This is a genomic window from Microbacterium sp. FW305-3-2-15-F-LB2, from assembly GCF_058787255.1.
The window spans coordinates 2,453,051-2,474,806 of record NZ_JBYSZO010000001.1; the positions used below are offsets into that span (position 1 = coordinate 2,453,051).

At 68.4% G+C, this 21,756-nt stretch carries 20 protein-coding genes and 1 pseudogene; 15 read left to right on the forward strand and 6 right to left on the reverse strand.

Going from position 1 to position 21,756, the window contains the following annotated elements; genetic code table 11:
- Positions 1–340: 340 nt before the first annotated feature.
- The 6 genes from AC3WLZ_RS11905 (at position 341) to AC3WLZ_RS11930 (ending at position 2,626) form a co-directional block, all read left to right on the forward strand.
- A complete protein-coding gene (locus AC3WLZ_RS11905; protein ID WP_492470154.1) occupies positions 341–667 on the forward strand; it encodes a hypothetical protein in 327 nt (108 codons plus the stop codon).
- On the forward strand, positions 664–1,107 hold the full coding sequence (locus tag AC3WLZ_RS11910; RefSeq protein WP_492470155.1) for a hypothetical protein: 444 nt from the start codon (positions 664–666) through the stop codon (positions 1,105–1,107). Before AC3WLZ_RS11905 ends, AC3WLZ_RS11910 begins: the two co-directional genes overlap by 4 nt.
- Positions 1,104–1,397 (forward strand): hypothetical protein, encoded by a 294-nt coding sequence (locus tag AC3WLZ_RS11915; RefSeq protein ID WP_492470156.1) that lies wholly within the window; start codon positions 1,104–1,106, stop codon positions 1,395–1,397. The genes AC3WLZ_RS11910 and AC3WLZ_RS11915 overlap by 4 nt, the downstream gene beginning before the upstream one ends.
- Positions 1,394–1,579, forward strand: coding sequence for a hypothetical protein (locus AC3WLZ_RS11920; RefSeq protein ID WP_492470157.1), 186 nt, complete (start codon positions 1,394–1,396; stop codon positions 1,577–1,579). Before AC3WLZ_RS11915 ends, AC3WLZ_RS11920 begins: the two co-directional genes overlap by 4 nt.
- On the forward strand, positions 1,576–1,743 hold the full coding sequence (locus AC3WLZ_RS11925) for a hypothetical protein (protein ID WP_492470158.1): 168 nt from the start codon (positions 1,576–1,578) through the stop codon (positions 1,741–1,743). Before AC3WLZ_RS11920 ends, AC3WLZ_RS11925 begins: the two co-directional genes overlap by 4 nt.
- A gap of 217 nt (positions 1,744–1,960) precedes the next feature.
- A complete protein-coding gene (locus AC3WLZ_RS11930) occupies positions 1,961–2,626 on the forward strand; it encodes a recombinase family protein (protein ID WP_492470159.1) in 666 nt (221 codons plus the stop codon).
- A gap of 666 nt (positions 2,627–3,292) precedes the next feature.
- Here the strand turns inward: AC3WLZ_RS11930 and AC3WLZ_RS11935 are convergent.
- From AC3WLZ_RS11935 to AC3WLZ_RS11950, 4 genes and pseudogenes are all read right to left on the reverse strand, one after another.
- Positions 3,293–4,924: a recombinase family protein gene (locus AC3WLZ_RS11935; protein WP_492470160.1), complete on the reverse strand. Its 1,632-nt coding sequence runs from the start codon at positions 4,922–4,924 to the stop codon at positions 3,293–3,295.
- Positions 4,925–4,945: 21 nt separating this feature from the next.
- Positions 4,946–5,086, reverse strand: a pseudogene (locus AC3WLZ_RS11940) (DUF4244 domain-containing protein); the annotation flags it as partial.
- A 32-nt stretch (positions 5,087–5,118) separates the two neighbouring features.
- A complete protein-coding gene (locus tag AC3WLZ_RS11945; RefSeq protein ID WP_492470161.1) occupies positions 5,119–5,943 on the reverse strand; it encodes a type II secretion system F family protein in 825 nt (274 codons plus the stop codon).
- Between the two features lie 47 nt (positions 5,944–5,990).
- Positions 5,991–6,923: a TadA family conjugal transfer-associated ATPase gene (locus tag AC3WLZ_RS11950; protein WP_492470162.1), complete on the reverse strand. Its 933-nt coding sequence runs from the start codon at positions 6,921–6,923 to the stop codon at positions 5,991–5,993.
- Positions 6,924–7,391: 468 nt separating this feature from the next.
- On the opposite strand from AC3WLZ_RS11950, the gene acs reads away from it, so the two are divergent.
- From acs to AC3WLZ_RS11980, 6 genes are all read left to right on the forward strand, one after another.
- Positions 7,392–9,359 carry an acetate--CoA ligase gene (gene acs / locus AC3WLZ_RS11955; RefSeq protein ID WP_492470163.1) on the forward strand — a complete coding sequence of 656 codons (1,968 nt, stop codon included), beginning with the start codon at positions 7,392–7,394 and terminating at the stop codon, positions 9,357–9,359.
- A 115-nt stretch (positions 9,360–9,474) separates the two neighbouring features.
- Positions 9,475–11,031 carry a succinic semialdehyde dehydrogenase gene (locus tag AC3WLZ_RS11960; protein WP_492470164.1) on the forward strand — a complete coding sequence of 519 codons (1,557 nt, stop codon included), beginning with the start codon at positions 9,475–9,477 and terminating at the stop codon, positions 11,029–11,031.
- 154 nt (positions 11,032–11,185) lie between these two features.
- Positions 11,186–11,848: a GntR family transcriptional regulator gene (locus AC3WLZ_RS11965; protein WP_492470165.1), complete on the forward strand. Its 663-nt coding sequence runs from the start codon at positions 11,186–11,188 to the stop codon at positions 11,846–11,848.
- A complete protein-coding gene (locus AC3WLZ_RS11970) occupies positions 11,845–13,371 on the forward strand; it encodes an MmgE/PrpD family protein (RefSeq protein WP_492470166.1) in 1,527 nt (508 codons plus the stop codon). The genes AC3WLZ_RS11965 and AC3WLZ_RS11970 overlap by 4 nt, the downstream gene beginning before the upstream one ends.
- Positions 13,372–13,510: 139 nt before the next feature.
- Positions 13,511–14,413, forward strand: a complete 903-nt coding sequence (prpB, locus tag AC3WLZ_RS11975; RefSeq protein ID WP_492470167.1) for a methylisocitrate lyase — start codon at positions 13,511–13,513, stop codon at positions 14,411–14,413.
- Positions 14,414–14,415: 2 nt separating this feature from the next.
- Entirely contained in the window at positions 14,416–15,591 is a 1,176-nt protein-coding gene (locus tag AC3WLZ_RS11980; protein WP_492470168.1) for a bifunctional 2-methylcitrate synthase/citrate synthase, read from the forward strand.
- Positions 15,592–15,651: 60 nt separating this feature from the next.
- Here AC3WLZ_RS11980 and AC3WLZ_RS11985 read toward each other — a convergent pair whose 3' ends face one another.
- Entirely contained in the window at positions 15,652–16,119 is a 468-nt protein-coding gene (locus tag AC3WLZ_RS11985; protein WP_412925160.1) for a RidA family protein, read from the reverse strand.
- Positions 16,116–16,334 carry a Sp36 family protein gene (gene sp36 / locus AC3WLZ_RS11990; RefSeq protein ID WP_412925161.1) on the reverse strand — a complete coding sequence of 73 codons (219 nt, stop codon included), beginning with the start codon at positions 16,332–16,334 and terminating at the stop codon, positions 16,116–16,118. The genes AC3WLZ_RS11985 and sp36 overlap by 4 nt, the downstream gene beginning before the upstream one ends.
- Before the next feature lie 110 nt (positions 16,335–16,444).
- Between sp36 and AC3WLZ_RS11995 the strand changes: the two genes are divergently transcribed.
- From AC3WLZ_RS11995 to AC3WLZ_RS12005, 3 genes are all read left to right on the forward strand, one after another.
- A complete protein-coding gene (locus AC3WLZ_RS11995) occupies positions 16,445–19,168 on the forward strand; it encodes a transglycosylase domain-containing protein (protein ID WP_492470169.1) in 2,724 nt (907 codons plus the stop codon).
- On the forward strand, positions 19,165–20,088 hold the full coding sequence (locus AC3WLZ_RS12000) for a metallophosphoesterase (RefSeq protein WP_492470170.1): 924 nt from the start codon (positions 19,165–19,167) through the stop codon (positions 20,086–20,088). The genes AC3WLZ_RS11995 and AC3WLZ_RS12000 overlap by 4 nt, the downstream gene beginning before the upstream one ends.
- Before the next feature lie 114 nt (positions 20,089–20,202).
- Positions 20,203–21,717, forward strand: a complete 1,515-nt coding sequence (locus AC3WLZ_RS12005; RefSeq protein WP_492470171.1) for a hypothetical protein — start codon at positions 20,203–20,205, stop codon at positions 21,715–21,717.
- Positions 21,718–21,756 lie beyond the last annotated feature (39 nt).

Sequence of the window (21,756 nt, forward strand, 5' to 3'; positions counted from 1 at the left end):
AGCGTCACTTTCCACTATTGCGCTCGATAGTAGTAGGTAGAGAATGCGCGTCGCCGTAGCTCCGAGGGTCCATTGCATGACCGGACTCCTTAACCTCGGGTCGGCTTCGAAAACTTCGGTCGCGACGCGCATTCTCCCTAGATCACAGGGAAGTAGCGCAGTGGGAAGACCATCCAGCATTATCGGCACCGCCATTCAGGACAAGGTGGATGCGATGCTCGACGCCGGCGAAACCCTCCTCGCCGTACGCGCGGCAACTGGAGCGAGTCTTGGATCGCTAAGCCGGTACTCCAATTTCCGAAAGTCGCACCTCGCTCGCGTCATCGACGAAGAGCCGAACGTGTTCGACCTCATGGCCCGCCTCCTCGCTACCGCCGACGACGCGCGAGCGGCACGTCAGCAGTCACAGGGCGCAGGCTCACCCGCCGCACGTGCTCGCGCCATTCGCACCGAGGCCGAGTTGATTGGGAAGCTCCTCGACGCTCTCGGCGTGGATGACGCCCGCCTCGCCGAGCAGATGGAGCAGGCGCACGCGCTGGCCGTCGTCGTCCGTGATCACGTCCTCGAAGACTCTCGCCCCGCAGACCTCATCCCGCGACTGAGGTCGATCCCCGGCCTCGCCGACGTAGCAGTGGCGCTGGAGCGCCGAATGGAGAAGACCTCATGACCGCAGCAAAGCCCGGTGACACTCTCACCGTCACCTCGTCCATGTCCCTCGCCCTCACCCCCGAGGGTGGCCGCGTCTATCCCCGAGGCACCGTGCTCACGGTGACGGACGACTGGATCGCCGCGAGCAGGAACCGCCACGGTGAGTCCTACCTGGATGACCTCTCACCCGAGGCGCAGACGGCCCGCTGGGGCGCGGTGAAGTTCGCGTTCGGCGACCAGCGCGAAGAGGTGCAGTGGTGGAACGGCGGCGACGCGGCATCGCTGAACTACGCTCGCGAACTCGACCGCGACCGCATCGCGAAGATCACGGACCCCGAGCTAGCCGAGAAGGAAATGAAGGCATCGGTAGCCAGGTTCGGGCGACCGCTCACGAGCCAAACGCTCGCCGTCTTCGCGCCCGACGCCCCCAACGCCTACAGCCCAAAGGATGTGCGATGAGCGTCCGCAAGATCAGCACCGCTGACGCCCTCCTACGCCGCCTAGCCCACGACCTCCGCGTCGCACTGGAGCAGCAGCCACGCGAGCACGTCACCGCCGTCATCACCTCGTCTCTCGGCGACGTGAAGCAGGCACCCGAGGTCGCACCGGCTGACCCTGAGAAGTATTGGCTGCACATCGAGTTCGACACGCGCAGCCCTTCCGTCATCCTCCCCATCGTCGGCGTTGTCACCGAGTACTCACGCGGCATGGCGACCGTGACCACCAACCTGAAGAGGCGTCCACGATGAGCAGCTACACCGATTGGGGCCGACTGAACGGCTGGCACATCCGATCCGCCCGTGACCTCGCCGACCTCATGCAGACCGTTGCACAGGTCGCTGTGCTCCGCGATTCGTCGCCCGAGGACCGCGAGGCTATCGAGGTCGTGCGCGCCATGGCAGAGCGTCTGAGGCTGGAGCTACCCGAATGAGCGGCGTGTTCGATCACCTCACCGAGGAGGTCTTGGCGGCGTTCAAGACCCTCCACCTCGTGACCGCCGATACCTCCGTGGTCGCCGACGAAGAGCGCGAGGCAATCTCCCGCGTCAAGGCGCTCGTGATGACCTGGAGCGTCGAGGACCGTCGCCGACGCTGACCCACAAGCTGGGGCGAGGTGATGCCCTCAGGCGCGCATCCCGCCCCGCTGACCCCTACTGATGCCGTGGGGGTCGGCACCCCTCCTCTTTTCTACTACTCCAGGGGGTTGAGAGGAGGGGCACCCTTCCCCCCGTCCGCCTCGTGCCATGGTCTGGTCCGCGAGGTGGGCGGGGTTTCTCTATACACAAAGGGACCCCTTTATGTATGCTGTCCTCATGACCCCGAGCAGCGAGCGCACCACGAAGGCCCTCCTCTACGTGCGCGTGTCCACCGACGAGCAGGCCGACAAGGGCGCGTCCCTCGAAGCGCAGGAGCAAGCCCTCATGGTTGAGGCCGTGCGACGTGGGTACGACTTCGAGGTCGTCCGCGAGGAGGGGAAGAGCGCGAAGAGCATCGCCGGTCGCGACAAGCTCGTGGAAGCCCTCGACCTCCTCGACAAGCACCAGGCCGACGTGCTCATGGCCGTTCGCATGGATCGCCTTTCCCGTGATGTCGGCGACGTGGCGGCGCTCATGCGTCGCTCGAAGCGGAAGGGCTGGGGAATCATCCTCAGTGGCGAGCGCATCGACACCACGCCGGACGGCGAGTTCCGTACCCACCTCGACGCGGCTCTCGCTCAGCGCGAGCGCGGCATGATCGGCCTCCGCACGCGCGAGGGCATGGCGCAGCGCAAAGCCGAGGGCAAGCACATGGGCCGCAGCGTCGATGCGACGTTCCTGCCGACCTACCGGCGCATCATCGCCATGAGCGGCGACGGCATGACCATGAACGCGATTGCTCGTGCGCTGAACGCTGAGGGTGTCGCGACGGCTCGGGGCGGGCAGTGGTACGCGAGCACCGTTCGCGCTGTGCTGACGAGCGAAACGGCGAAAGCGCTCTAGCTCGCGTCGCCGTCGAGGTTGCAGCGCTCGTGTGGTCGCGGTAGTCGTCGGCGACGAGAAACAGGCGCGTGTGCACCACGCGACCGCGCATGCATGCACGCTCCGTATTTGCATTCGTGCAATACTTTGCGCGTAGTGTTATCCATATGGGTAACGAGAGCTACCCACTCCTCACGGGAGACCGTCGATTCCAGTTAGCCGCTGACACGACGGCCCCCCGCGCCGAGGAGCCAGCTAGTCGTCATTGACTAGCGAAGAGAGGACCCCCGTTTTACAGGTGCGTTACGCCTCGGGGGTTCTTTCTCGTGGGGCAAGCGTATCGCGGACCCCTCACGAAAATGGCTTGTACGACCCTCACGAGCGCTGGCACGGCCTCGCAGAGCGGCTAGGTAGTACGGGAAACAGTCCCGTTACTCCGTCGCCGAATGGGTACACCGATGGTTGCACTCGGCTACACCTGTGTCGCTCTATGAGGGCGAATGTCGCCGTATGAGTACGAATGTCCTCGTACAGCGTTGGTCTGCGTACCAAAGGTTGCACTCGAAAATCGTGAGGTCGTGTTGGCGACGTGCCTACACTCGCGCTTTATAACGATCAGGTAACGGAACTACATTGATGTACTTTCCACAGAAATTCCGGCTGTGGATAAGTAGAACTCGTACACCGCTAGGGGGTGCTGAGCGCGTCGCTCACGATGTCCTTGGCGTCGCCGGGAACCTTGACCGTGTGGGTCGTCGCGCCGGACGTGAGGCTCACGCGGTGTTCGACCTCGCGCCACCTCATCGTCACAGTCGGCTCGATGCCGTCGACGCTCACGATGCGTCGCCCCTTGCCGACCGGGTGCACCTCGACGGCGTGCAGCAGTGCAGCGAGCACAGTGCGACGACGGTTCATGTTCATGGACTCCCACAGCCCGCGCACGTCGTTGCCGGCAACGAACGCGGCGAGCGGATCGGCCCGCAGCGCGTCGCCGAGAGCGGCGTCTACCTGAGCTAGCTCCGCGTCGAACTCATCGACCATCGCCGAGAACGTGGCCGCGCTCAGCTTGCGTGCGCGATACAGCCCCTCTGCCTCCGCGCGCTGTGCCGTCAGCGCGTCCCTGCGCGTCCTCAGCGCCTCGATATCGGTCCCGTCGTCGTCGGCCCACTGGAGGAGGTCCGGGGCGCTCAGAACGTCGATGACGGCGCGCTCGACGTACTCCTCTATAGGGGCGGCGGGTCGCACGAAGCATCCGGCGTTGCAGCGAATGGCGCGAACGCTCTGCGCCGTCGTGCGGCTCTGCGTCGAGCGAGTCGGCCCGCCGCACTTCCCGCAGCGCCCGAGGCCCGAGAGCAGCCATTTCGCCCTGGTGTCGCCGTCGTGGGTGAGCCGGGATGAGTCGAGCAGCCGACCACGAGCGGCGTTCACCTGATCGACGGTCAGGATCGCCTCCCACGCGCCGGGGGTGCACTGGGAGAGCGTGAAGCGGTCGGCGCGGTACGGCTCACCCTCGGGCATGGGTGGCGGCAGGAGCGCGGCTTGGAATGGCGAGATGAGCAGTCGCCGAACCGTGGTGGTGATCCATGGGGAGTAGATGAGGTCGCCGCTCTCCTTGTCCTTTCGCGGTCGCGAGTGACGGCTCGACGGCGGCAGGAGGTCGCCGTGCTCGTCGGTCGCCGTCCCCTCGTTCAGCGCGCGGACGATCTGCGCGAGGGAGTCCTTCTCGATGAGGAGTCGCCGCGACATGAAGCGCAGCACCGCCGCCTCCTCGGCGACGACCGCATAGCGCGTGTCGTGCTCGTCGCGGTGGATGTCGGGCACCCACTGGTAGCCGTAGGGCACGAGACCGGCGACGGGATGCCCTGCCTCACGCCGTGCTGCGCGGTAGGGGTCAGCGCGCTGTTCCTTCTCCGCTATCTCCTCCTCGGCCATGGCGATGAGAACGGCGAGCATGATGCGCCCCGGCGCAGTTGCGGTGTCGATGCTGTCGCGGATGGTCACCACGCGAACGGAGCGCGTCGGCGCGCTCACCTCCACGACATCGACCATGCGTCGCAGCAGTCGCGCCGCGTGGACGGAGAGGATGGTGTCGATGCTTCCGTTGTCGATGTCGGCGAGCATCCGTGCCCACGCGGTGCCCGAGCCTCGCGCTTTCGTCGCACTGGTCTTGTTGTCGGCGTAGGTGTCGATGACCGTCCACCCTCGCCGCTGAGCCTCCTCCTCGCAGTCGGCGATCTGTTGCGCGAGGCCCTGGTCTTGCTGCACGCTCTGTCGCGCATAGATGCCGACGCGAGGCGCGGTGCCGGGGTCTTTGCTCATTCGCTAAGTATGCCGCAAGAGTGCTACAGCCGCCATCGTCGCGATGGCGTACTCCGCGGTGGCGGCGCCGCGATCGTCGAGGAACAGTGCATTCGCGCGACCGGAGGTCAGCATGGGCATCGCCGGGGCTTTCGTTGCGGGACGCAGGAAGGGAAAGGACATCGGACTCCTCATTTCTTGTCGGGGACGAAGTTTCAGACGGGGACGACCGTGGACCGGATGACACCGAGCACGGCGGGCACGACGGCAAGAAGAAGGAACGCGGGAAGCGTGCACACGCCGAGTGGGACGAGCAGCCGCGTCGACAATCGCGCGGCACCTTCGCGACCGCGCGTTCGAGCGCGGTGGCGTGCGAGCCACGCCTCACCGCGGAGGAGTTCGACCGCGGGAGCTCCTGCCCGCGACGAGAGATCCAGAGCGGCCAGCACGCCCGTGGACGGCCCGCCGTGACCCGACCCGACGAGCGCGCACGCACGCTCGATGGACGCCCCGGACGACAGAGCCACAGCCATGAGCTCGGCATCCCACCCAGGGATCTCGTCGTCGGGCTGCGCGCGACGGGCCAGTCGTCTTGTCCAGAACCGAGATGCACCGACGAGCCCGAGCCCGAGAACGAGCGCGCACACCCCGAGCGGCTCGTCGAGCATTCGCAACGGATCGAGCCCGAGCGCTGCACCGAGCGGGAGGCCAAGGAGCGGAAGCCAGGTCAACAGGCGCGCCGTCGCGATCGGTTCGGCGAGAGCGACCGCGACCTCGGCCCGCACCTCGCTCGCGTCGCGCAGGGCGGCCGCGGCGGAACGAAGCGTGTCGGCCAGTGGCGCCCCGACGGCGTCAGCGATGCCCCACATCGCGCCGATGTCCGACCACACCCCGCCGCGCGAGCGCAGAACGGCGCCGACGTCCTCTCCGCTCTCAGCTGCGAGCGCCGCGGCGGTGAGAAGCGGGTTGCCACCACCGGCCAGATGACGCCACGCCACAGCCGGGGCGAGACCCGCCGACAACAGAACGGCGAGTCTCATGACGCTTTCTATCGCCGCTACCTCGGACTCATCTGCAGGGGGTACCGTCATCGTCCGGGCTCCTCGTCGATCCAGAGCCGGTCGGCCCTGAGCATGAGGCGGCCGACGCCGGCCACGCGCCGACGCCCGCCGACACGTTCGACATGCACGATGGCGTGCAGGGCGCTGACGGCCTGACGCGCCAGCACGACGGCATCGATTCCCGCCAGCGCACCCAACGCCTCCAAGCGCGCCGGGACTTCGGTGAGACCCCTGGCGTGGAGCGTTCCTGCGCCACCGTCATGTCCTGTGTTCAACGCGAGAAGCAGCTCACGGATCTCTGGTCCTCGACACTCCCCCAGCACGAGACGGTCCGGCCGCATGCGCAGCGCCTCCCGCACCAGAACCGGCAAACCGATCCCGCCCGCCCCCTCCAGGTTGGATTGCCTCGCTTCGAGGGCGACGTGGTGGGGATGGCGCGGCCGGAGCTCGGCGACCTCCTCGATCGTGACGATCCGTTCGGTGTGCGGGACGCGGGCGAGGAGTGCGGACAGCAGGGTCGTCTTCCCGGCCCCGGTCGCGCCGGTCACGAGGATGTTCGACCGTTCGGCGACGAGCCCCTCGAGCCGCTTCCGGACCGCGACGGGGAACATCCCCGCTTCGCCGAGGCTCGCGAGATCGGGCGCATCCCACCGGGGGACTCGGATGGAGATCGACGTTCCCCGCGTGGCGATCGGAGCCAGCACGGCGTGCACTCGAACTCCCCGCTCGAGCCGGACATCGACGCAGGGCGACGCGTCATCGAGGTGCCGTCCGCCGAGCGCGATCATCCGCACGGCCAGCCGCCGCACCTCCGTCTCGCTCGCCCGCCACGACGGCACCCGCTCGGCTCCCGCGCCGCGGTCGACGAAGAGTCCGTCCTCACCGTTGACGAAGACGTCGGTCACCCCCGGGTCGTCGAGGAACGGCCGGAGGAACGCGAGCGCCGGATCGGCCCCCAAGGAAGGAGTTCCCCCGCCTGAGACGTGAGGCGAAGGGACAGCGAACAGACGAGGGGAAGTCACGTCGACGACCGTACGAAAGACGCCCACCGTCCCGAGGTGCGCAAGAGTCCATCCGTGGAGGACTTCGCGTCTTCGCGGCCTGGGGAGGAACCGACGGCCCACTCGACGGGCCCGGAAAAAGAAGGGGGCGGCATCCCGTCAATGGGGGGCGAGGGATGCCGCCACGCGCCGGGGAAAAATTGGGGGGCTCCCCCCGACGCGCTGCCGGAAGCGATGTTCGGGCAGAGACCAGACTAACCGCCCCGCGACTGCGACGGAACCGGAATGGCTCGAAAAGCGAGCGATATATCAGCTGGGTCGCCTCGGAGGGATGCCAACTATCGGAGGTAACCGCCGTTCGCGGCCGAGGGATAACGTGACGGTGGCGCGAGGACGCGCCGTGCCTCGACCGCGAAGGAGCGCCAGATGAGCAGCCAGATCGATCATCTCCTCACCGAGACCCGCCGTTTCGCCCCGTCGGCGGAGTTCGCCGGGAACGCCGTCGCCGACGCGAGTCTCTACGAGCGCGCCGCCGCCGACCGCGAAGGCTTCTGGGCGGATCAGGCGCGCGAGCTGCACTGGCACACCCCCTTCACGACCGTGCTCGACTGGTCGAACCCGCCGTTCGCCGAGTGGTTCGCCGACGGCGAGCTGAACGTCGCTTACAACTGCCTCGACCGCCATGTCGAGGCCGGCAACGGTGACCGCGTCGCGCTGCGGTGGGAGGGCGAGCCCGGCGATCGACGCAATGTGACGTACGCCGAGCTCACCGACGAAGTGAAGCGTCTGTCGAACGTCCTGATCGACCTGGGCATCGAACGCGGCGACCGCGTCGCGATCTACCTGCCGATGATCCCCGAGGCCATCGCCTCGATGCTCGCCGTCGCCCGCATCGGCGCCGTCCACTCCGTCGTGTTCGGCGGCTTCTCGGCCGACAGTCTGCGGTCCCGCATCGACGACGCCGGAGCCAAACTCGTCATCACCGCCGACGGCGGGTGGCGCAAAGGCAAGGTCTCGCCCCTCAAGCCCGCGGTCGACCAGGCCCTCGCTGACCGCAACGGGTCCGGCATCCAGGAGACCGTCGAGCACGTGCTGGTCGTCAAGCGCGGCGAGAACGAGGTCGAGTGGACCGACGACCGTGACATCTGGTACCACGACGTGGTGCCGCAGGCGTCTGGTGAGCACGAGGCCGAGGCGTTCCCGGCCGAGAACCCGCTGTTCATCCTCTACACCTCGGGAACCACCGGGAAGCCGAAGGGCATCCTGCACACCTCGGGTGGCTACCTCACGCAGGCGGCCTTCACGAACCGGGTCGTGCACGACGTGCACCCCGAGACCGACGTGTACTGGTGCACGGCCGACATAGGCTGGATCACCGGCCACACCTATGTCACGTACGGTCCGCTCGCCAACGGGGCGACGCAGCTCCTCTACGAGGGCACGCCCGACACTCCGCACCCGGGCCGCTGGTGGGAGCTCATCCAGAACCACGGCGTGACGATCTTCTACACCGCCCCCACGGCCATCCGGTCGTTCATGAAGATCGGCCGCGACGTGCCGCAGAGCTTCGACCTGTCGTCGCTCCGACTGCTCGGCTCGGTGGGTGAACCCATCAACCCCGAGGCGTGGATCTGGTACCGCGACATCATCGGCGGCGACCGCGCCCCGATCGTGGACACGTGGTGGCAGACAGAGACCGGCGCGATCATGATCTCCGCCCTCCCCGGCGTCACCGAGACGAAGCCCGGCTCGGCGCAGGTGCCGCTCCCCGGCATCTCCATCGACGTCGTCGACGACGCCGGCGAACACGTCGGCCACGGCAACGGCGGGCTGCTCGTCATCACCGAGCCCTGGCCGAGCATGCTGCGCGGAATCTGGGGCGACCCCGACCGCTTCGTCGAGACGTACTGGCAGAAGTTCGCCGACAAGGGCTACTACTTCGCCGGCGACGGCGCCCGCCTCGACGACGACGGCGACGTGTGGCTGCTCGGCCGCGTCGACGACGTCATGAACGTCTCCGGCCACCGCCTCTCGACCGCCGAGATCGAGTCGGCGCTCGTCGGACACGAGGGTGTCGCCGAGGCTGCGGTCGTCGGAGCATCCGACGAGACCACCGGTCAGGCGGTCGTCGCCTTCGTGATCATCAAGAGCCGCTACATGAAGAAGAACGGCGTCGACGGGCTCGGCGACGTGCTGCGCAAATGGGTCGGCGAGCAGATCGGTCCGATCGCCCGCCCGCGCGACGTCTACATCGTGGGCGAGCTGCCCAAGACCCGATCCGGCAAGATCATGCGGCGCCTGCTGCGCGACGTCGCCGAGGGCCGCGAGGTCGGCGACACGACGACCCTCGCCGACACCGCCGTCATGAGCGTCATCAGCGCCCAGGTGAAGTAGGACACGGGAACTCGTGGATGCCGGGGCTCTCGGCATCCACGACTCCGGTCCGGACACGATCCGCCCGCCGACGCGTGTCCTTCCCGCCGTCCTCCGGAAGAACTAGATTCGCGCCATGCCGACTGCGCGCACGTCGATGAAGACGAGCTATCCGATCCGCCTCGCCGACGCCTCGACGGCGGCCGCCACGGGGCCGGAGGAAGAGATCCGAACCCCCTTCGACGGAACGGTGGTGGGCGTCGTCGCGAGCTCGACGCAGAGCGACCTCGATGACGCATTCCGCACGGCGCGGCGCCTACAGAAGACGTGGGCGCGAACCCCGGTCGCGGCGCGCGCCGCCGCCGCGCGGCGATTCGCCCGACTCGTCCTCTCCGAGCAAGCGAGGATCCTCGACCACGTGCAACTGGAGACCGGGAAATCCCGATCGAGCGCATTCGAAGAAGTCCTCGACGTGGCACGGGCGTCCGAATACTTCGCCCGCGTCGCCCCCGCGATCTTGAGAGAACGTCGCCGCCCCGGCGCGATTCCCCTTCTCACCCGCACGCGCCACGTGCATCATCCCAAAGGCGTGGTGGGGATCATCAGCCCCTGGAACTACCCGTTCACACTGACGGCGACCGATTCTCTGCCCGCGCTTCTCGCCGGCAACGCCGTCGTGGTGAAACCGGATTCTCAGACTCCCTTCACCGCGCTACTGGTCAAGGAACTCCTCGAGAGAGCGGGATTCCCGCGGGATCTGCTGCAGGTGGTGATCGGCGAGGGCTCGCGCGTCGGCCCCGAACTCATCGCCCGCTCCGACTTCATCATGTTCACGGGGTCCACTCGCACAGGGAAGAGCGTCGCGCGGGCCTGCGCGGACCGCCTGATCGACTTCTCCGCCGAACTGGGCGGGAAGAACCCGCTCCTCGTGCTCGAGGACGCCGATCCGGATCGCGCGGCCGCGGGCGCCGTGCGCGCGGCGTTCGCCAACACCGGCCAGCTCTGCGTCAGCATCGAGCGGATCTACGTGCACGCGAGCGTCCACGACCGATTCCTCCGGCGACTGGTGGAGACGACCGAAGCGCTGACCGTGGGAGCCGGACTGGATTGGTCGCACGAGGTCGGGTCGCTCGCGAGCCAGGCGCAGCTCGACCGGGTCGAGCGTCACGTCGTCGACGCCGTGAACCGCGGAGCGACCGTCCTCACGGGCGGCCGCGCCCGGCCCGACCTCGGACCCTACTTCTACGAGCCCACCATCCTCGTCGATGTCCCGGCGGATGCGCTCCTGGCCGAGGAGGAGACCTTCGGTCCGGTGGTCGCGGTGTACCGGGTGAACTCGGATGCCGAAGCCCTGGACCGGGCGAACGACAGCGCCTACGGACTCAATGCGAGCATCTGGACGTCGTCATCGCGGCGCGGATGGGCTTCGGCGCGCAAAGTGCAGACCGGAACCGTGAACATCAACGAGGGGTACACCGCAACGTGGGGCAGCCACGCGTCTCCGATGGGCGGGTGGAAGCAGTCCGGGGTTGGGCGCCGCCACGGGGAGACGGGCCTGCTGAAGTACACCGAATCCCAGACGATCTCGGAGCAGCGGGTGATGCCGATCGCGCCTCCCCGGGGCATGACCGCCGCGCAGTGGGCGACCACCATGACCCGGGCCGTCCGCGCGATGCGCTTCTTCCGTATCTGAACGCCGACGTACCGGCTCACGCCCGCGGGCTCCGCACCCGCGAGACTCGCCGTTTTCCGCATCTGTATACCGTGAGCGCAACCTCGGGCCCCAGGACGCTCGCCGGCGCGCTTTTTGTATACACTGAGGGGAATCGACGGCGAGGAGGGATGCCATGCGCGCCAGCGACCGCGCCTACTCCGCGCTCCTCGAACAGATCCAGACCGGCGCCCTGGCCCCCGGCACCGTCCTCGGTGAGGTCGAGCAGTCCGCACGTCTCGGCGTGAGCCGGACCCCCCTGCGCACCGCCCTCGCCCGCCTCACCGCCGACGGCCTCGTCGCCCAGGTCTCGCCGCGAGTCACGGTCGTCACAGGGGTCGATGGCGATGACATCCGGGCACTCTTCGTCGTTCGACGCGCACTCGAGGAGACCGCGGCACGCCTCGCGGCGGCATCCGACCGTTCCGCCGATTTCGCCGCTCTGGTTGCCGCGTTCGACGCCGCACGCCTCGACGGCGAACCCGCCCGCGACGCGTACTACCGCCTCATCGCCGAGTTCGACGCAGCGCTCGACGCCGCTGCGGCGAACGAATACCTGACCCTCGCCCTCCGCACCGTCCGCACGCACCTCGTGCGCGTGCGCCGTCTCGCCCGCTACCAGCCCGAGCGGCTCGCTGCCTCGGTGTCGGAGCATCGCCTCATCGCCGCCGCGATCGCCGACGGCGACGGGGATCTCGCCGCACACGCGACCCACGTGCACCTGCACAACGCCCTGACGAGCATCCTCGAGTCCCTCGACGACGCCGTGCCCTCGCCCGACCGAAAGGCCTCCGCATGACGATCACCCATCACCTCCGTGTCCACCGCAGCGACGAGAATCTCGCGCGAGAAGGACAGCTGGCGTGGGCCCTCGCACGCATCGCGGTCGACCCCGTCGCGGTCGACGACGACGTCGTCGACATGATCATCAACCGCGTCATCGACAACGCTGCGGTCGCGGCCGCCTCGCTCACCCGCCGCCCCGTGAGCGCGGCCCGGCAGCAGGCTCTCGACCACGCCGTCTCGATCGGCGGCGTCGGCGCGACCGTCTTCGGCTGCACGCTCGAGCGCCGCTCGAGCCCCGAGTGGGCCGCATGGGCGAATGGCGTGGCTGTCCGCGAGCTCGACTACCACGACACCTTCCTCGCCGCCGAGTACTCGCACCCCGGCGACAACATCCCGCCCGTGCTCGCCGTCGCGCAGCACACCGGGCGCGACGGCGCCGCGGTCGTCCGCGCGCTCGCCACGGCGTACGAGGTGCAGATCGACCTCGTCCGGGCCATCTCGCTGCACAAGCACAAGATCGACCACGTCGCCCACCTCGGGCCGTCCGCCGCCGCCGGGATCGGGACCCTGCTCGACCTGGACCAGGAGACCATCTACCAGGCGATCGGCCAAGCCCTGCACACGACCACCGCCACCCGGCAGTCCCGCAAGGGCGAGATCTCGACCTGGAAGGCGCACGCCCCCGCCTTCGCCGGGAAAATGGCCGTCGAAGCCGTCGACCGCGCGATGCGCGGCGAGACGAGCCCCTCCCCCATCTACGAGGGTGAAGACGGTGTCATCGCGTGGATGCTGGGCGGCCCGGAGGCCACCTACGACGTGCCCCTCCCCGCCGAGGGCGAGTCCAAGCGCGCCATCCTCGACTCGTACACGAAGGAACACTCCGCCGAGTACCAGGCCCAGGCGTGGATCGACCTCGCCCGGCGCCTCGGCACGGAGCGTCCCGACCTGCGCGACCCGGCGAACGTGGCATCCATCGTCCTGCACACCAGCCACCACACGCACTACGTGATCGGCTCGGGCTCGGGCGACCCGCAGAAGTACGACCCCACGGCGTCGCGCGAGACGCTGGACCACTCGATCCCCTACATCTTCGCGGTGGCGCTGCAGGACGGCGCGTGGCACCACGTCGACTCGTACACGCCCGAGCGCGCCGGCCGCGAAGACACGGTCGCCCTCTGGCACAAGACCACCACGGCCGAGGATGCCGAGTGGACGCGCCGCTACCACTCCGAGGACCCGAACGAGAAGGCCTTCGGCGGCCGCGTGGTCATCACGCTCGCCGACGGCTCGGTGGTCGAGGACGAGATCGCCGTCGCCGACGCGCACCCGCTCGGCGCTCGCCCGTTCGCCCGCGAGGACTACATCCGGAAGTTCCGGTTGCTGGCCGAGCCGGTGCTCACGCCCGAGGAGATCGAGCGCTTCCTCGACCTTGCTCAGCGCCTGCCCGAGCTGACCGCCGACGAGGTGCTGCAGCTCACGATCGTGGCCAAGCCCGGCGTCCTGGCGCTGGCTCCCGCGCCGAAGGGACTGTTCTGATGCGCCGGCCCGGACCCGCGGCGTGCGCAACTCCTGAGATTCCCACGCCCGGCGGCCGGACACCCGCGCATTTCCGCGACGCCCGCACCACCACGACGCAGATCTTCCGGAGTTGCGCACGTCCGGCGGAGGAGAACTGATGCTGTATTCCCAGACCACCCCGGCGCAGAAGCGTCGCGCGCTGCGCGAGAAGCTGGCATCCGGAGAACTCGTGCGGATGCCGGGAGCCTTCAACCCGCTGTCGGCCCGGCTCATCGAGCGGAAGGGCTTCGAGGGCGTCTACATCTCGGGTGCCGTCATCTCGGCCGACCTGGGGCTGCCCGACATCGGGCTGACGACCCTCAGCGAGGTGGCGGGACGCGGGCAGCAGATCGCGCGCATGACGGAGCTTCCGGCGATCATCGACGCCGACACCGGCTTCGGCGAGCCGATGAACGTCGCTCGCACGATCCAGACGCTCGAAGACGCGGGTCTTGCCGGAACCCACATCGAGGACCAGGTCAATCCGAAGCGATGCGGCCACCTCGACGGCAAGAGCGTCGTGGATGCCGACACCGCGATCAAGCGCATCCGCGCCGCCGTCGACGCACGTCGCGACCCCGACTTCCTCCTCATCGCGCGCACCGATGTGCGAGCGGTCGAGGGCTTGGATGCCGCCGTCGACCGGGCCAAAGCCCTGGTCGACGCCGGCGCCGACGCGGTGTTCCCCGAGGCGATGCGTGACCTCGACGAGTTCGAGGCCATGCGCGCGGCGCTGGACGTGCCGATCCTGGCCAACATGACGGAGTTCGGGAAGTCCGACCTCTTCTCCACCGAGCAATTGCGGGACGTCGGGGTGAACATGGTCATCTGGCCCGTGTCGCTCCTGCGCCTGGCGATGGGGGCCGCGGGCCGGGGCCTGGACGCGTTGGCATCCGAGGGTCACCTCCGCGACCAGCTCGACCAGATGCAGCACCGGGCCGACCTCTACGACCTCATCGACTACGAGCACTACTCACGCTTCGACGCGAACGTGTTCGACTTCACCATCACGAAGGAGTGAGCATGACCGACGTCGAGATCCGAAAGGGCCTGGCCGGGGTAACGGTGGATTACACCGCCGTCAGCAAGGTCAATCCCGAGACCAACAGCCTGCTCTATCGCGGATACCCCGTTCAGGAACTCGCCGCGACCCAGTCGTTCGAGGCCGTCGCGCTGCTGCTGTGGAACGGCGACCTCCCCACGGCCGACGAACGGCACGCGTTCGAGGAGTTCGAACGTTCTCACCGCGCCCTCGATCCGGCGGTTCGCACGACGATCGACCTCCTGCCGCTCGACGCCCACCCGATGGATGTCGTCCGCACCGCCGTCTCCGTGCTCGGCGCCCTCGCCCCGGCCGCGGAGGTGGCCGACAACTCCGCGGCGGCTGACCTCGCCAAAGCGAAGGTGCTTTTCGCGAAGATCCCGGCGATCGTCGCGTACGACCAGCGACGCCGCCGCGGCGAGGAGATCGTCGAACCCCGGACCGACCTCGACTACGCCCGCAACTTCCTGTGGATGACCTTCGGCGAGGAGGCCGACGAGGTCGTCGCCCGCGCGTTCGAGGTGTCGATGGTGCTGTACGCCGAGCACTCGTTCAACGCCTCGACGTTCACGGCGCGCGTGATCACCTCCACCACCGCCGACCTGTACTCCGCGGTGGTGGGCGCCATCGGCGCGCTCAAGGGCGCCCTCCACGGGGGCGCGAACGAGGCCGTCATGGACATTCTCGACGAGATCGGGTCGGCCGAGAACGTCGGGCCGTGGCTCGACGCGGCCCTCGCCGAGAAGCGCAAGATCATGGGCTTCGGTCATCGGGTCTACAAGAAGGGCGACTCGCGCGTCCCGACGATGAAAGCGGCGCTCGACACGTTGGTCGCACACTACGGCGCCGGCGACCTGGCGGAACTCTACGACGCCCTCGAGAGCGAGTTCGTCGGGCGGAAGGGCATCTACCCCAACCTGGACTATCCCTCGGGTCCCGCGTACCACCTGATCGGCTTCGACACCCCGACCTTCACGCCGCTCTTCGTCGCCGCGCGCGTGACGGGGTGGACGGCGCACATCATCGAGCAGGCGGCATCCAACGCCCTCATCCGACCGCTCTCGGCCTACAACGGTCCGGACGAGCGCCACATCGAGGGTTATGTCACCAGCGACGCCGAGCGGGAGATCGCCGAGCGCGAGGCGGAGGCGGAGTAAGAGCCGCCGCCGAGCGAGACCCCGGGTGGTGCAGGCACCGCCCCGGGGTCTCGTCCGACGTCAGGCGACGGTGAAGACGACCTCGACCTCGACGGGGCTGTCCAGCGGCAGCACCGGAACGCCGACCGCGGAGCGCGCGTGGGCTCCTGCTTCGCCGAACACCTCGCCCAGAAACTCGCTCGCCCCGTTGATGACGCCGGGCTGGCCAGTGAATTCGGGGACGGATGCCACGAACCCGGTGATCTTGAGTACACCAGTGATGTTGTCGACCCCTCCCACGAGGGACGCGGCCGCCGCGAGGGCGTTGAGCGCGGACTGGCGCGCGTAGGTCTTGGCATCCGCGGGAGAGACGAGTCCCTCGCCCTCGCCGACCTTGCCGGTCGCCGGAAGCGCACCCTGCACCATGGGAAGCTGACCGGAGGTGTACACCAGGTCGCCGTGACGCTTCGCGGGGATGTACGCGGCGACGGGCGGGACGACACCGGGGACCTCGACACCGAGCGCGGCGAGGCGCTCCGAGACGCTCACTGCTCGCCCTCGAACTGGCGCGCGGCGGTCGCGGCGGCACCGAGGCCCGCGTTGGCCTCGCCCCCGCCCACGGGACGCTTGAAGTACGCGACGAGACCGCCCTCGGGGCCGGTCACGACCTGGACGAGCTCCCAGCCCTGCTTGCCCCAGTTGTTGAGGATCGCGGCGGTGTTATGGATCAGCAGCGGCGTGGTGAGGTATTCCCACGTGGTCATCGGGGCTCCCGGCAGGGTCGGCTCGGCGGTCGAGCGAGAGGGTGGACGCGTACGCGCGCGAGCGCACGCCTTCGAGGCATCGCCCAGCAACGTCGCTTAGCATCAAGCCTATGCCTGAGAACAAACGTACGGCCAGCCGCGCCCTCGGGGGCATCGTCGGCCTCGTCGGTCTGAGCGCGGCCGCCGGTGTCCTCGTGACCGCGGCAGTGACCCCGGCTATCGCCGTTTCGGGCCTGGCCGCGTCGAGCGCGATCACGATCTTCGACAACATGCCGAGCTACCTGCAGCCCGACAAGCTGATGCTGCCGACGACGCTCATGGCCGGCGACCAGGTCCTCACGAAGTTCTACGACCAGAACCGCTCGCCCGTCACGTTCGACCAGATCAACCCGGTGATGTACGACGCGGTGCTCTCGTCGGAAGACCCCCGCTACTACCAGCACGGCGGCGTCGACCTCATCGGCACCACGCGCGCGCTGCTCAGCAACGCGGCTGGCGGCGAGACCCAGGGCGGATCCTCGATCAGCCAGCAGTACGTCAAGAACGTGCTCGTGCAGCGGTGCGAGCGCAGCGCGCGCGCCACAGATGCCGTCGAGGCGACCGACACGACCCCCGCAATTCCCGCGATGACGCGCGACGAGGCGCTGCAGAAGTGCGCGCTCGAAGCGATCCAGGCCGACGGCGTCGAGGGCTACCAGCGCAAACTGCAGGAGATGCGCTACGCGGTGCAGCTCGAGAAGCAGTACACCAAGGACGAGATCCTCCTCGGCTACCTCAACATCGCCAACTTCGGTGGCGTGACGTACGGCATCGACGCCGCGGCGAAGCGCTACTTCAACGTTTCGGCCGCCGACCTGAACATCGGCCAGGCCGCCGTCCTCGCCGGCATGGTGCAGAACCCCAACCGGTTCCGTATCGACCTTCCCGACGGCTCGATCGTCGACGGCGACGGCGTCGCGTACAACAAGCAGCCCGATGGCTCCATCGACGATGTCGACCAGGGCACGATTCAGGCGCTCTACACGCTGCGCGACAACGGTGAGATCACGCAGGAGCAGCTGGTGGCGGCCGCCGACGGCTACAGCGAGACCAAGGGCCGTCAGCTGTATGTCCTCAGCCGAATGGAAGACGACGGCAAGATCACTCACGAGCAGTTCGTCCAGTACGCGCTCGAACCGATCACGCCCAACATCTCGTCGACTTCTCAGGGGTGCGCGGTCTCAGGGGCTCCCTATTTCTGCCAGCTCGTCGTGGCCACGATCCTGAGTGACCCTGCATTCGGCACGGAGCCGGACGACCGCGTCCAAGCCTTGCGGCAGGACGGTCTCACCATCCAGACGACGCTCGACCTGCGGATGCAGGACGCGGCGCAGAACGCCATGAACGAGATCGTGCCGGCCAGCGACGACAGGCTGAAGCTCGGGTCGACCGCGCTCAGCATCGAAGCGAAGACGGGGCGTGTTCTGGCTGTCGCACAGAACACGAGATTCCCGGAGGATCCGACGCAGTCCGAAAACGATCCGTCCTACAGCTCGATCGTGTTCGCCGGCAACAGCGACATCGGCGGCTCGATCGGCTTTAGCGCGGGATCGACCTTCAAGCTCTTCACCCTGGTCGATTGGCTCGAGAAGGGCCATTCCCTCAACGAGCAGTTGAACGGGCGCCTGCAGCCGGTGCCCAACATGAAGAACTCGTGCACGGGCCCCTGGGTCAACACGACTCGGTACCAGATCAACAACTTCGACGAGAATCCGGGGTACTACGGCACTCCTCTGCGATTCACCAAGGAGTCGCTGAACACGGGCTACCTGGCCATGGCCGCGCAGCTCGACCTCTGCGACATCGCCAACGTCGCGAAGAAGATGGGCGTCGGCACCACCGGTAACGGCAAACCGATCACGATGGAGAACGCCAACGAGATCATCGGTAGCGACAACGTCTCGCCCCTGGATATGGCGGGAGCCTTTGCCACCGTCGCGAACGGCGGGTCGCACTGCCAGCCGAAGCTGATCGACAAGGTGACCGACTCCGACGGCGCGGAGCGCCCGATTCCCGACCGCAAGTGCGAGCCGGTCCTCACGCCCGAGATCGCCTCCACTGCCGCCTACGCCCTTCAGGGAGTCATGGCCAGCGGTGGAACGGGCGCCACGGCGAACCCCCAGGACGGTACTCCCCTCCTCGGCAAGACCGGTACGCACGAAGCCCACGAGACGTGGATGATCGAGTCGTCCACCAACGTGACCACCGCGGTCTGGGTCGGCAACTGGGATGGCGGCCAGGAGACCCTGTTCCGCAAGTACGCCAACGGGTATCAGCTGAGCGACATGCGTTACGCGGTGGCGCGGCAGGTGCAAAGCGCGGCGGACGAGTTCTACGGCGGCGACCGCTTCCCCGATCCCGCCCAGAACCTCTTGCGGGTGCAGCTGCGCGACGTGCCCAACGTCGTGGGTCGCAGCCTCGATGACGCGCAGTCCGCGCTGAGGAACGCCGGGTTCGGCGTGACCGTCGGAGAGCCGGTCGACGCCGAGTTCGGCGGAGACCGCGTGGCCGCGCAGAACCCGAGCGGGCAGGCCCCCGTGGGCGCCACCATCACGATCTCCCCGGGGAACGGCCTGGGCGGAACGGTTCCGGACGTGACCGGGCAGAACGTGAACACGGCGCGTGCCGCGATGCTCAATGCCGGGTACGGAAACGTGGCGATCGGCAACTGCAAGAAGGAAGGCTCCGCCCCGCCCGAGGGTCAGGTGACGAGCCAGAACCCCGCCGGCAACACGCCCGCCAACAAGAACACGACCGTCGTGTTCGACGTCGTCGCGAAGGACTGCCCGTCGTGACGGGACCCGTCGCCAAGGCCGCCCTCGCCCCCGTCGCGGTAGCGGGGGCGGCCGCGGTCGGCGCCGCGGTGTGGGGTGTCGGCGTCGAGCGATACCTGTTCACCGTCCGGTATCACGCTCTGCGCGTTCTCCCGCGCGGCTCCGACGCGGTGCGCGTGCTGCACGTCTCCGACGCGCATATGGCTCCGTGGCAGCACCGCAAGCAGGAATGGATGGAGCGGCTCGTCGAGCTCTCGCCTGACCTGATCGTCAACACCGGCGACAACCTGGGCCACCGCGACGGCCTGACCGGCATCCGTCGAGCGTTCGCGCCGCTGCGCGGCGTCCCGGGAATCGTGGTGCACGGATCGAACGACTACCAGGAGCCCTCGCCCCGAAACCCGCTGCGCTATCTCACCGGCCCCTCCGGCAGCCAGCCCGAGCACAAGCATCTCGACGTCGACGCTCTCGACCGCTTCTTCACCGACGACCTCGGGTGGAGCATCCTCGACGACACCGCGGTGTCGCTCGACGTCAAGGGGGTGCGGGTCACCGCCTTCGGCGTGAACGACGCGCATCGCAACTGGGACAAGCCCGAGCTCATCCCCCCGGTACTTTCGGGCCTGGATGCCGCCGACCTCACCCTCGGCGTGATGCACGCGCCGTACCGACGAACGCTCGACCGTTTCGTCGATCTGGGTGCCGACGTGCTGCTGGCCGGTCACACGCACGGCGGACAGGTGCGCGTGCCTTTCAGCCGGAAGGCGCTCGTGTCGAACTGCGACCTCCCGCTCGACCAGGCCCGAGGCCTCAGCCAGTGGAGCCACGACGGCCGGACGGTACCGCTGAACGTCAGCGCGGGGCTCGGGCACTCCATCTACTCGCCGGTGCGGTTCGCCTGCCGACCCGAGGCGACGCTGCTCACGCTCCTGCCGCGCTGACCCTTCCTCCCCCGTCGACGAAAGGGCCGATCCATTCACGGATCGGCCCTTTCGCGATTCTTTTGCATGCTGAGAGATCGCATGATCGAGGCTCCTCGACCGAAGGGACTCTCGATGCACCATCCCCCACCGCGACGGCGCCGCCTCCCGCTGACGGCTCTCGCCCTCGCCCTCGCCGCCGCCGGACTCGTTTGCGGCCCCACCCTCGTGGCCGCGCCCGCCCACGCCGCTGACCGCGGGGTGGGGTTCGGAACCTGGGCGCCACTCTCGATGACCGGATGGCACGGGTCGATGCGCGTCGGCGACCTGCACACCTATTGCATCCACCCCGGGTTGCCCCTCGCGACGGGAACGACGACCGATCAGGGAATCCGTACGGATGCCAACGGGCTGAGTCCGCAACAGCTCGTGTCGATCAACCATCTCGTGACGACCTACGGGCAGACCGACGATCCGGTGCAGGCGGCCGGCGTCGGCTGGGCGGTGAAGGCCATCGTCGATCGCGATACCACGTTGCATTCGTGGGGCTACGAGGGCGACTCCTTCCGGGAAGCGATCGACTACATCATGCGCCGGGCCAGTCCGGAGAACAGCGCGGCGATCCAAGACCGCGCCGAACGCTATCTGGCCGAAGCGGCCACGATCCGCGTCCCTCGAATCGGGGGGACTCTCCAGCTCACCACAGACCCCGACGACCCCACGCGCGGGAGCGTCACCGCGGACGTGGACCCGGACGCGACCGGCGGCCTGCACCTGGACGGCGCGGTCTTCGCCGACACGGGATCCTCCGATCGCACCTCGGTGACGCCGGGGATCGCCTACCCCATCCTGGCTTCCCCGCCGTCGGGTTCCGACGGTCGCCCGTACACGGTTCGCGCCCGGGGCGCTTTCACCGTTCGAGCGGCTGCCGTCCGCTACTTCACCACACCCGGGCAACAGGAGTCTGCGGGCCCTGCCGAACCCGCACGCTTCGATCTCACCGCCCAGGACGCGACCCCGCGCGCCGTGCGCTTCTCCCCGCGCATTCAGACGGTGGCTCGGCTGGACGGCGGACGCTTCGTCGACGACGTGTCGTTCGCCCCCGGCGAGGGCATCTGGCCGCGGCACACCGACGGGACATTCGTCCGGCTTCGGGCGCGTGCCGATGTGTACCGCACGGGCGCATATCCCGCTGAGTCCCGCGAGATCCCCGCGGGGCTCGAACCCGTCGCGCGCCTCGAGCTGACGACCGACCCGGCCACGGGGCCCGGCACGTACACCACGAGCACCACGGATCCGCTCCCGGGCCCGGGCGTCTACACCGCCGTGTGGCGCATCGAGCTCGCCGACCAGGATGCCGAGACCCTCCCTCATCTGCCGACTCGATACCGGTGGATCGAGAAGTTCGCGACGCCCGCACAGACCCAACAGGTCGTGCAGCCCCCGGCCCCACCGGTCCCGACTCCGACACCGACGACCTCGCCGACTCTCGCACCGCCTCCGGCGGCGCAACCACCGACCACTCCCCTGGCGGCGACGGGCATCTCCTCTGCGGGGCTCGCGGCGGGCGGAAGCGTCGGAGCGGTTGCGATCGCCGCCGGTGTCGCGGCCATCGTCCTGGCGCGACGTCGCATACTGACCCGCATCTGAATGCCATAGGCCCGAAACCGGAACCGGACTTCGTCGGGC

What these genes read in the sequence shown, in the direction of transcription:
- AC3WLZ_RS11935 (WP_492470160.1), bottom strand. Translation starts at nt 4,924, where the DNA reads ATGAGCAAAGACCCCGGCACCGCGCCTCGCGTCGGCATCTATGCGCGA.
- AC3WLZ_RS11925 (WP_492470158.1), top strand. Translation starts at nt 1,576, where the DNA reads ATGAGCGGCGTGTTCGATCACCTCACCGAGGAGGTCTTGGCGGCGTTC.
- AC3WLZ_RS11960 (WP_492470164.1), top strand. Translation starts at nt 9,475, where the DNA reads ATGCCGACTGCGCGCACGTCGATGAAGACGAGCTATCCGATCCGCCTC.
- AC3WLZ_RS12005 (WP_492470171.1), top strand. Translation starts at nt 20,203, where the DNA reads ATGCACCATCCCCCACCGCGACGGCGCCGCCTCCCGCTGACGGCTCTC.
- AC3WLZ_RS11945 (WP_492470161.1), bottom strand. Translation starts at nt 5,943, where the DNA reads ATGAGACTCGCCGTTCTGTTGTCGGCGGGTCTCGCCCCGGCTGTGGCG.
- AC3WLZ_RS11915 (WP_492470156.1), top strand. Translation starts at nt 1,104, where the DNA reads ATGAGCGTCCGCAAGATCAGCACCGCTGACGCCCTCCTACGCCGCCTA.
- AC3WLZ_RS11910 (WP_492470155.1), top strand. Translation starts at nt 664, where the DNA reads ATGACCGCAGCAAAGCCCGGTGACACTCTCACCGTCACCTCGTCCATG.
- AC3WLZ_RS11970 (WP_492470166.1), top strand. Translation starts at nt 11,845, where the DNA reads ATGACGATCACCCATCACCTCCGTGTCCACCGCAGCGACGAGAATCTC.
- AC3WLZ_RS11965 (WP_492470165.1), top strand. Translation starts at nt 11,186, where the DNA reads ATGCGCGCCAGCGACCGCGCCTACTCCGCGCTCCTCGAACAGATCCAG.
- AC3WLZ_RS11980 (WP_492470168.1), top strand. Translation starts at nt 14,416, where the DNA reads ATGACCGACGTCGAGATCCGAAAGGGCCTGGCCGGGGTAACGGTGGAT.
- acs (WP_492470163.1), top strand. Translation starts at nt 7,392, where the DNA reads ATGAGCAGCCAGATCGATCATCTCCTCACCGAGACCCGCCGTTTCGCC.
- AC3WLZ_RS11920 (WP_492470157.1), top strand. Translation starts at nt 1,394, where the DNA reads ATGAGCAGCTACACCGATTGGGGCCGACTGAACGGCTGGCACATCCGA.
- AC3WLZ_RS11930 (WP_492470159.1), top strand. Translation starts at nt 1,961, where the DNA reads ATGACCCCGAGCAGCGAGCGCACCACGAAGGCCCTCCTCTACGTGCGC.
- AC3WLZ_RS11995 (WP_492470169.1), top strand. Translation starts at nt 16,445, where the DNA reads ATGCCTGAGAACAAACGTACGGCCAGCCGCGCCCTCGGGGGCATCGTC.
- sp36 (WP_412925161.1), bottom strand. Translation starts at nt 16,334, where the DNA reads ATGACCACGTGGGAATACCTCACCACGCCGCTGCTGATCCATAACACC.
- prpB (WP_492470167.1), top strand. Translation starts at nt 13,511, where the DNA reads ATGCTGTATTCCCAGACCACCCCGGCGCAGAAGCGTCGCGCGCTGCGC.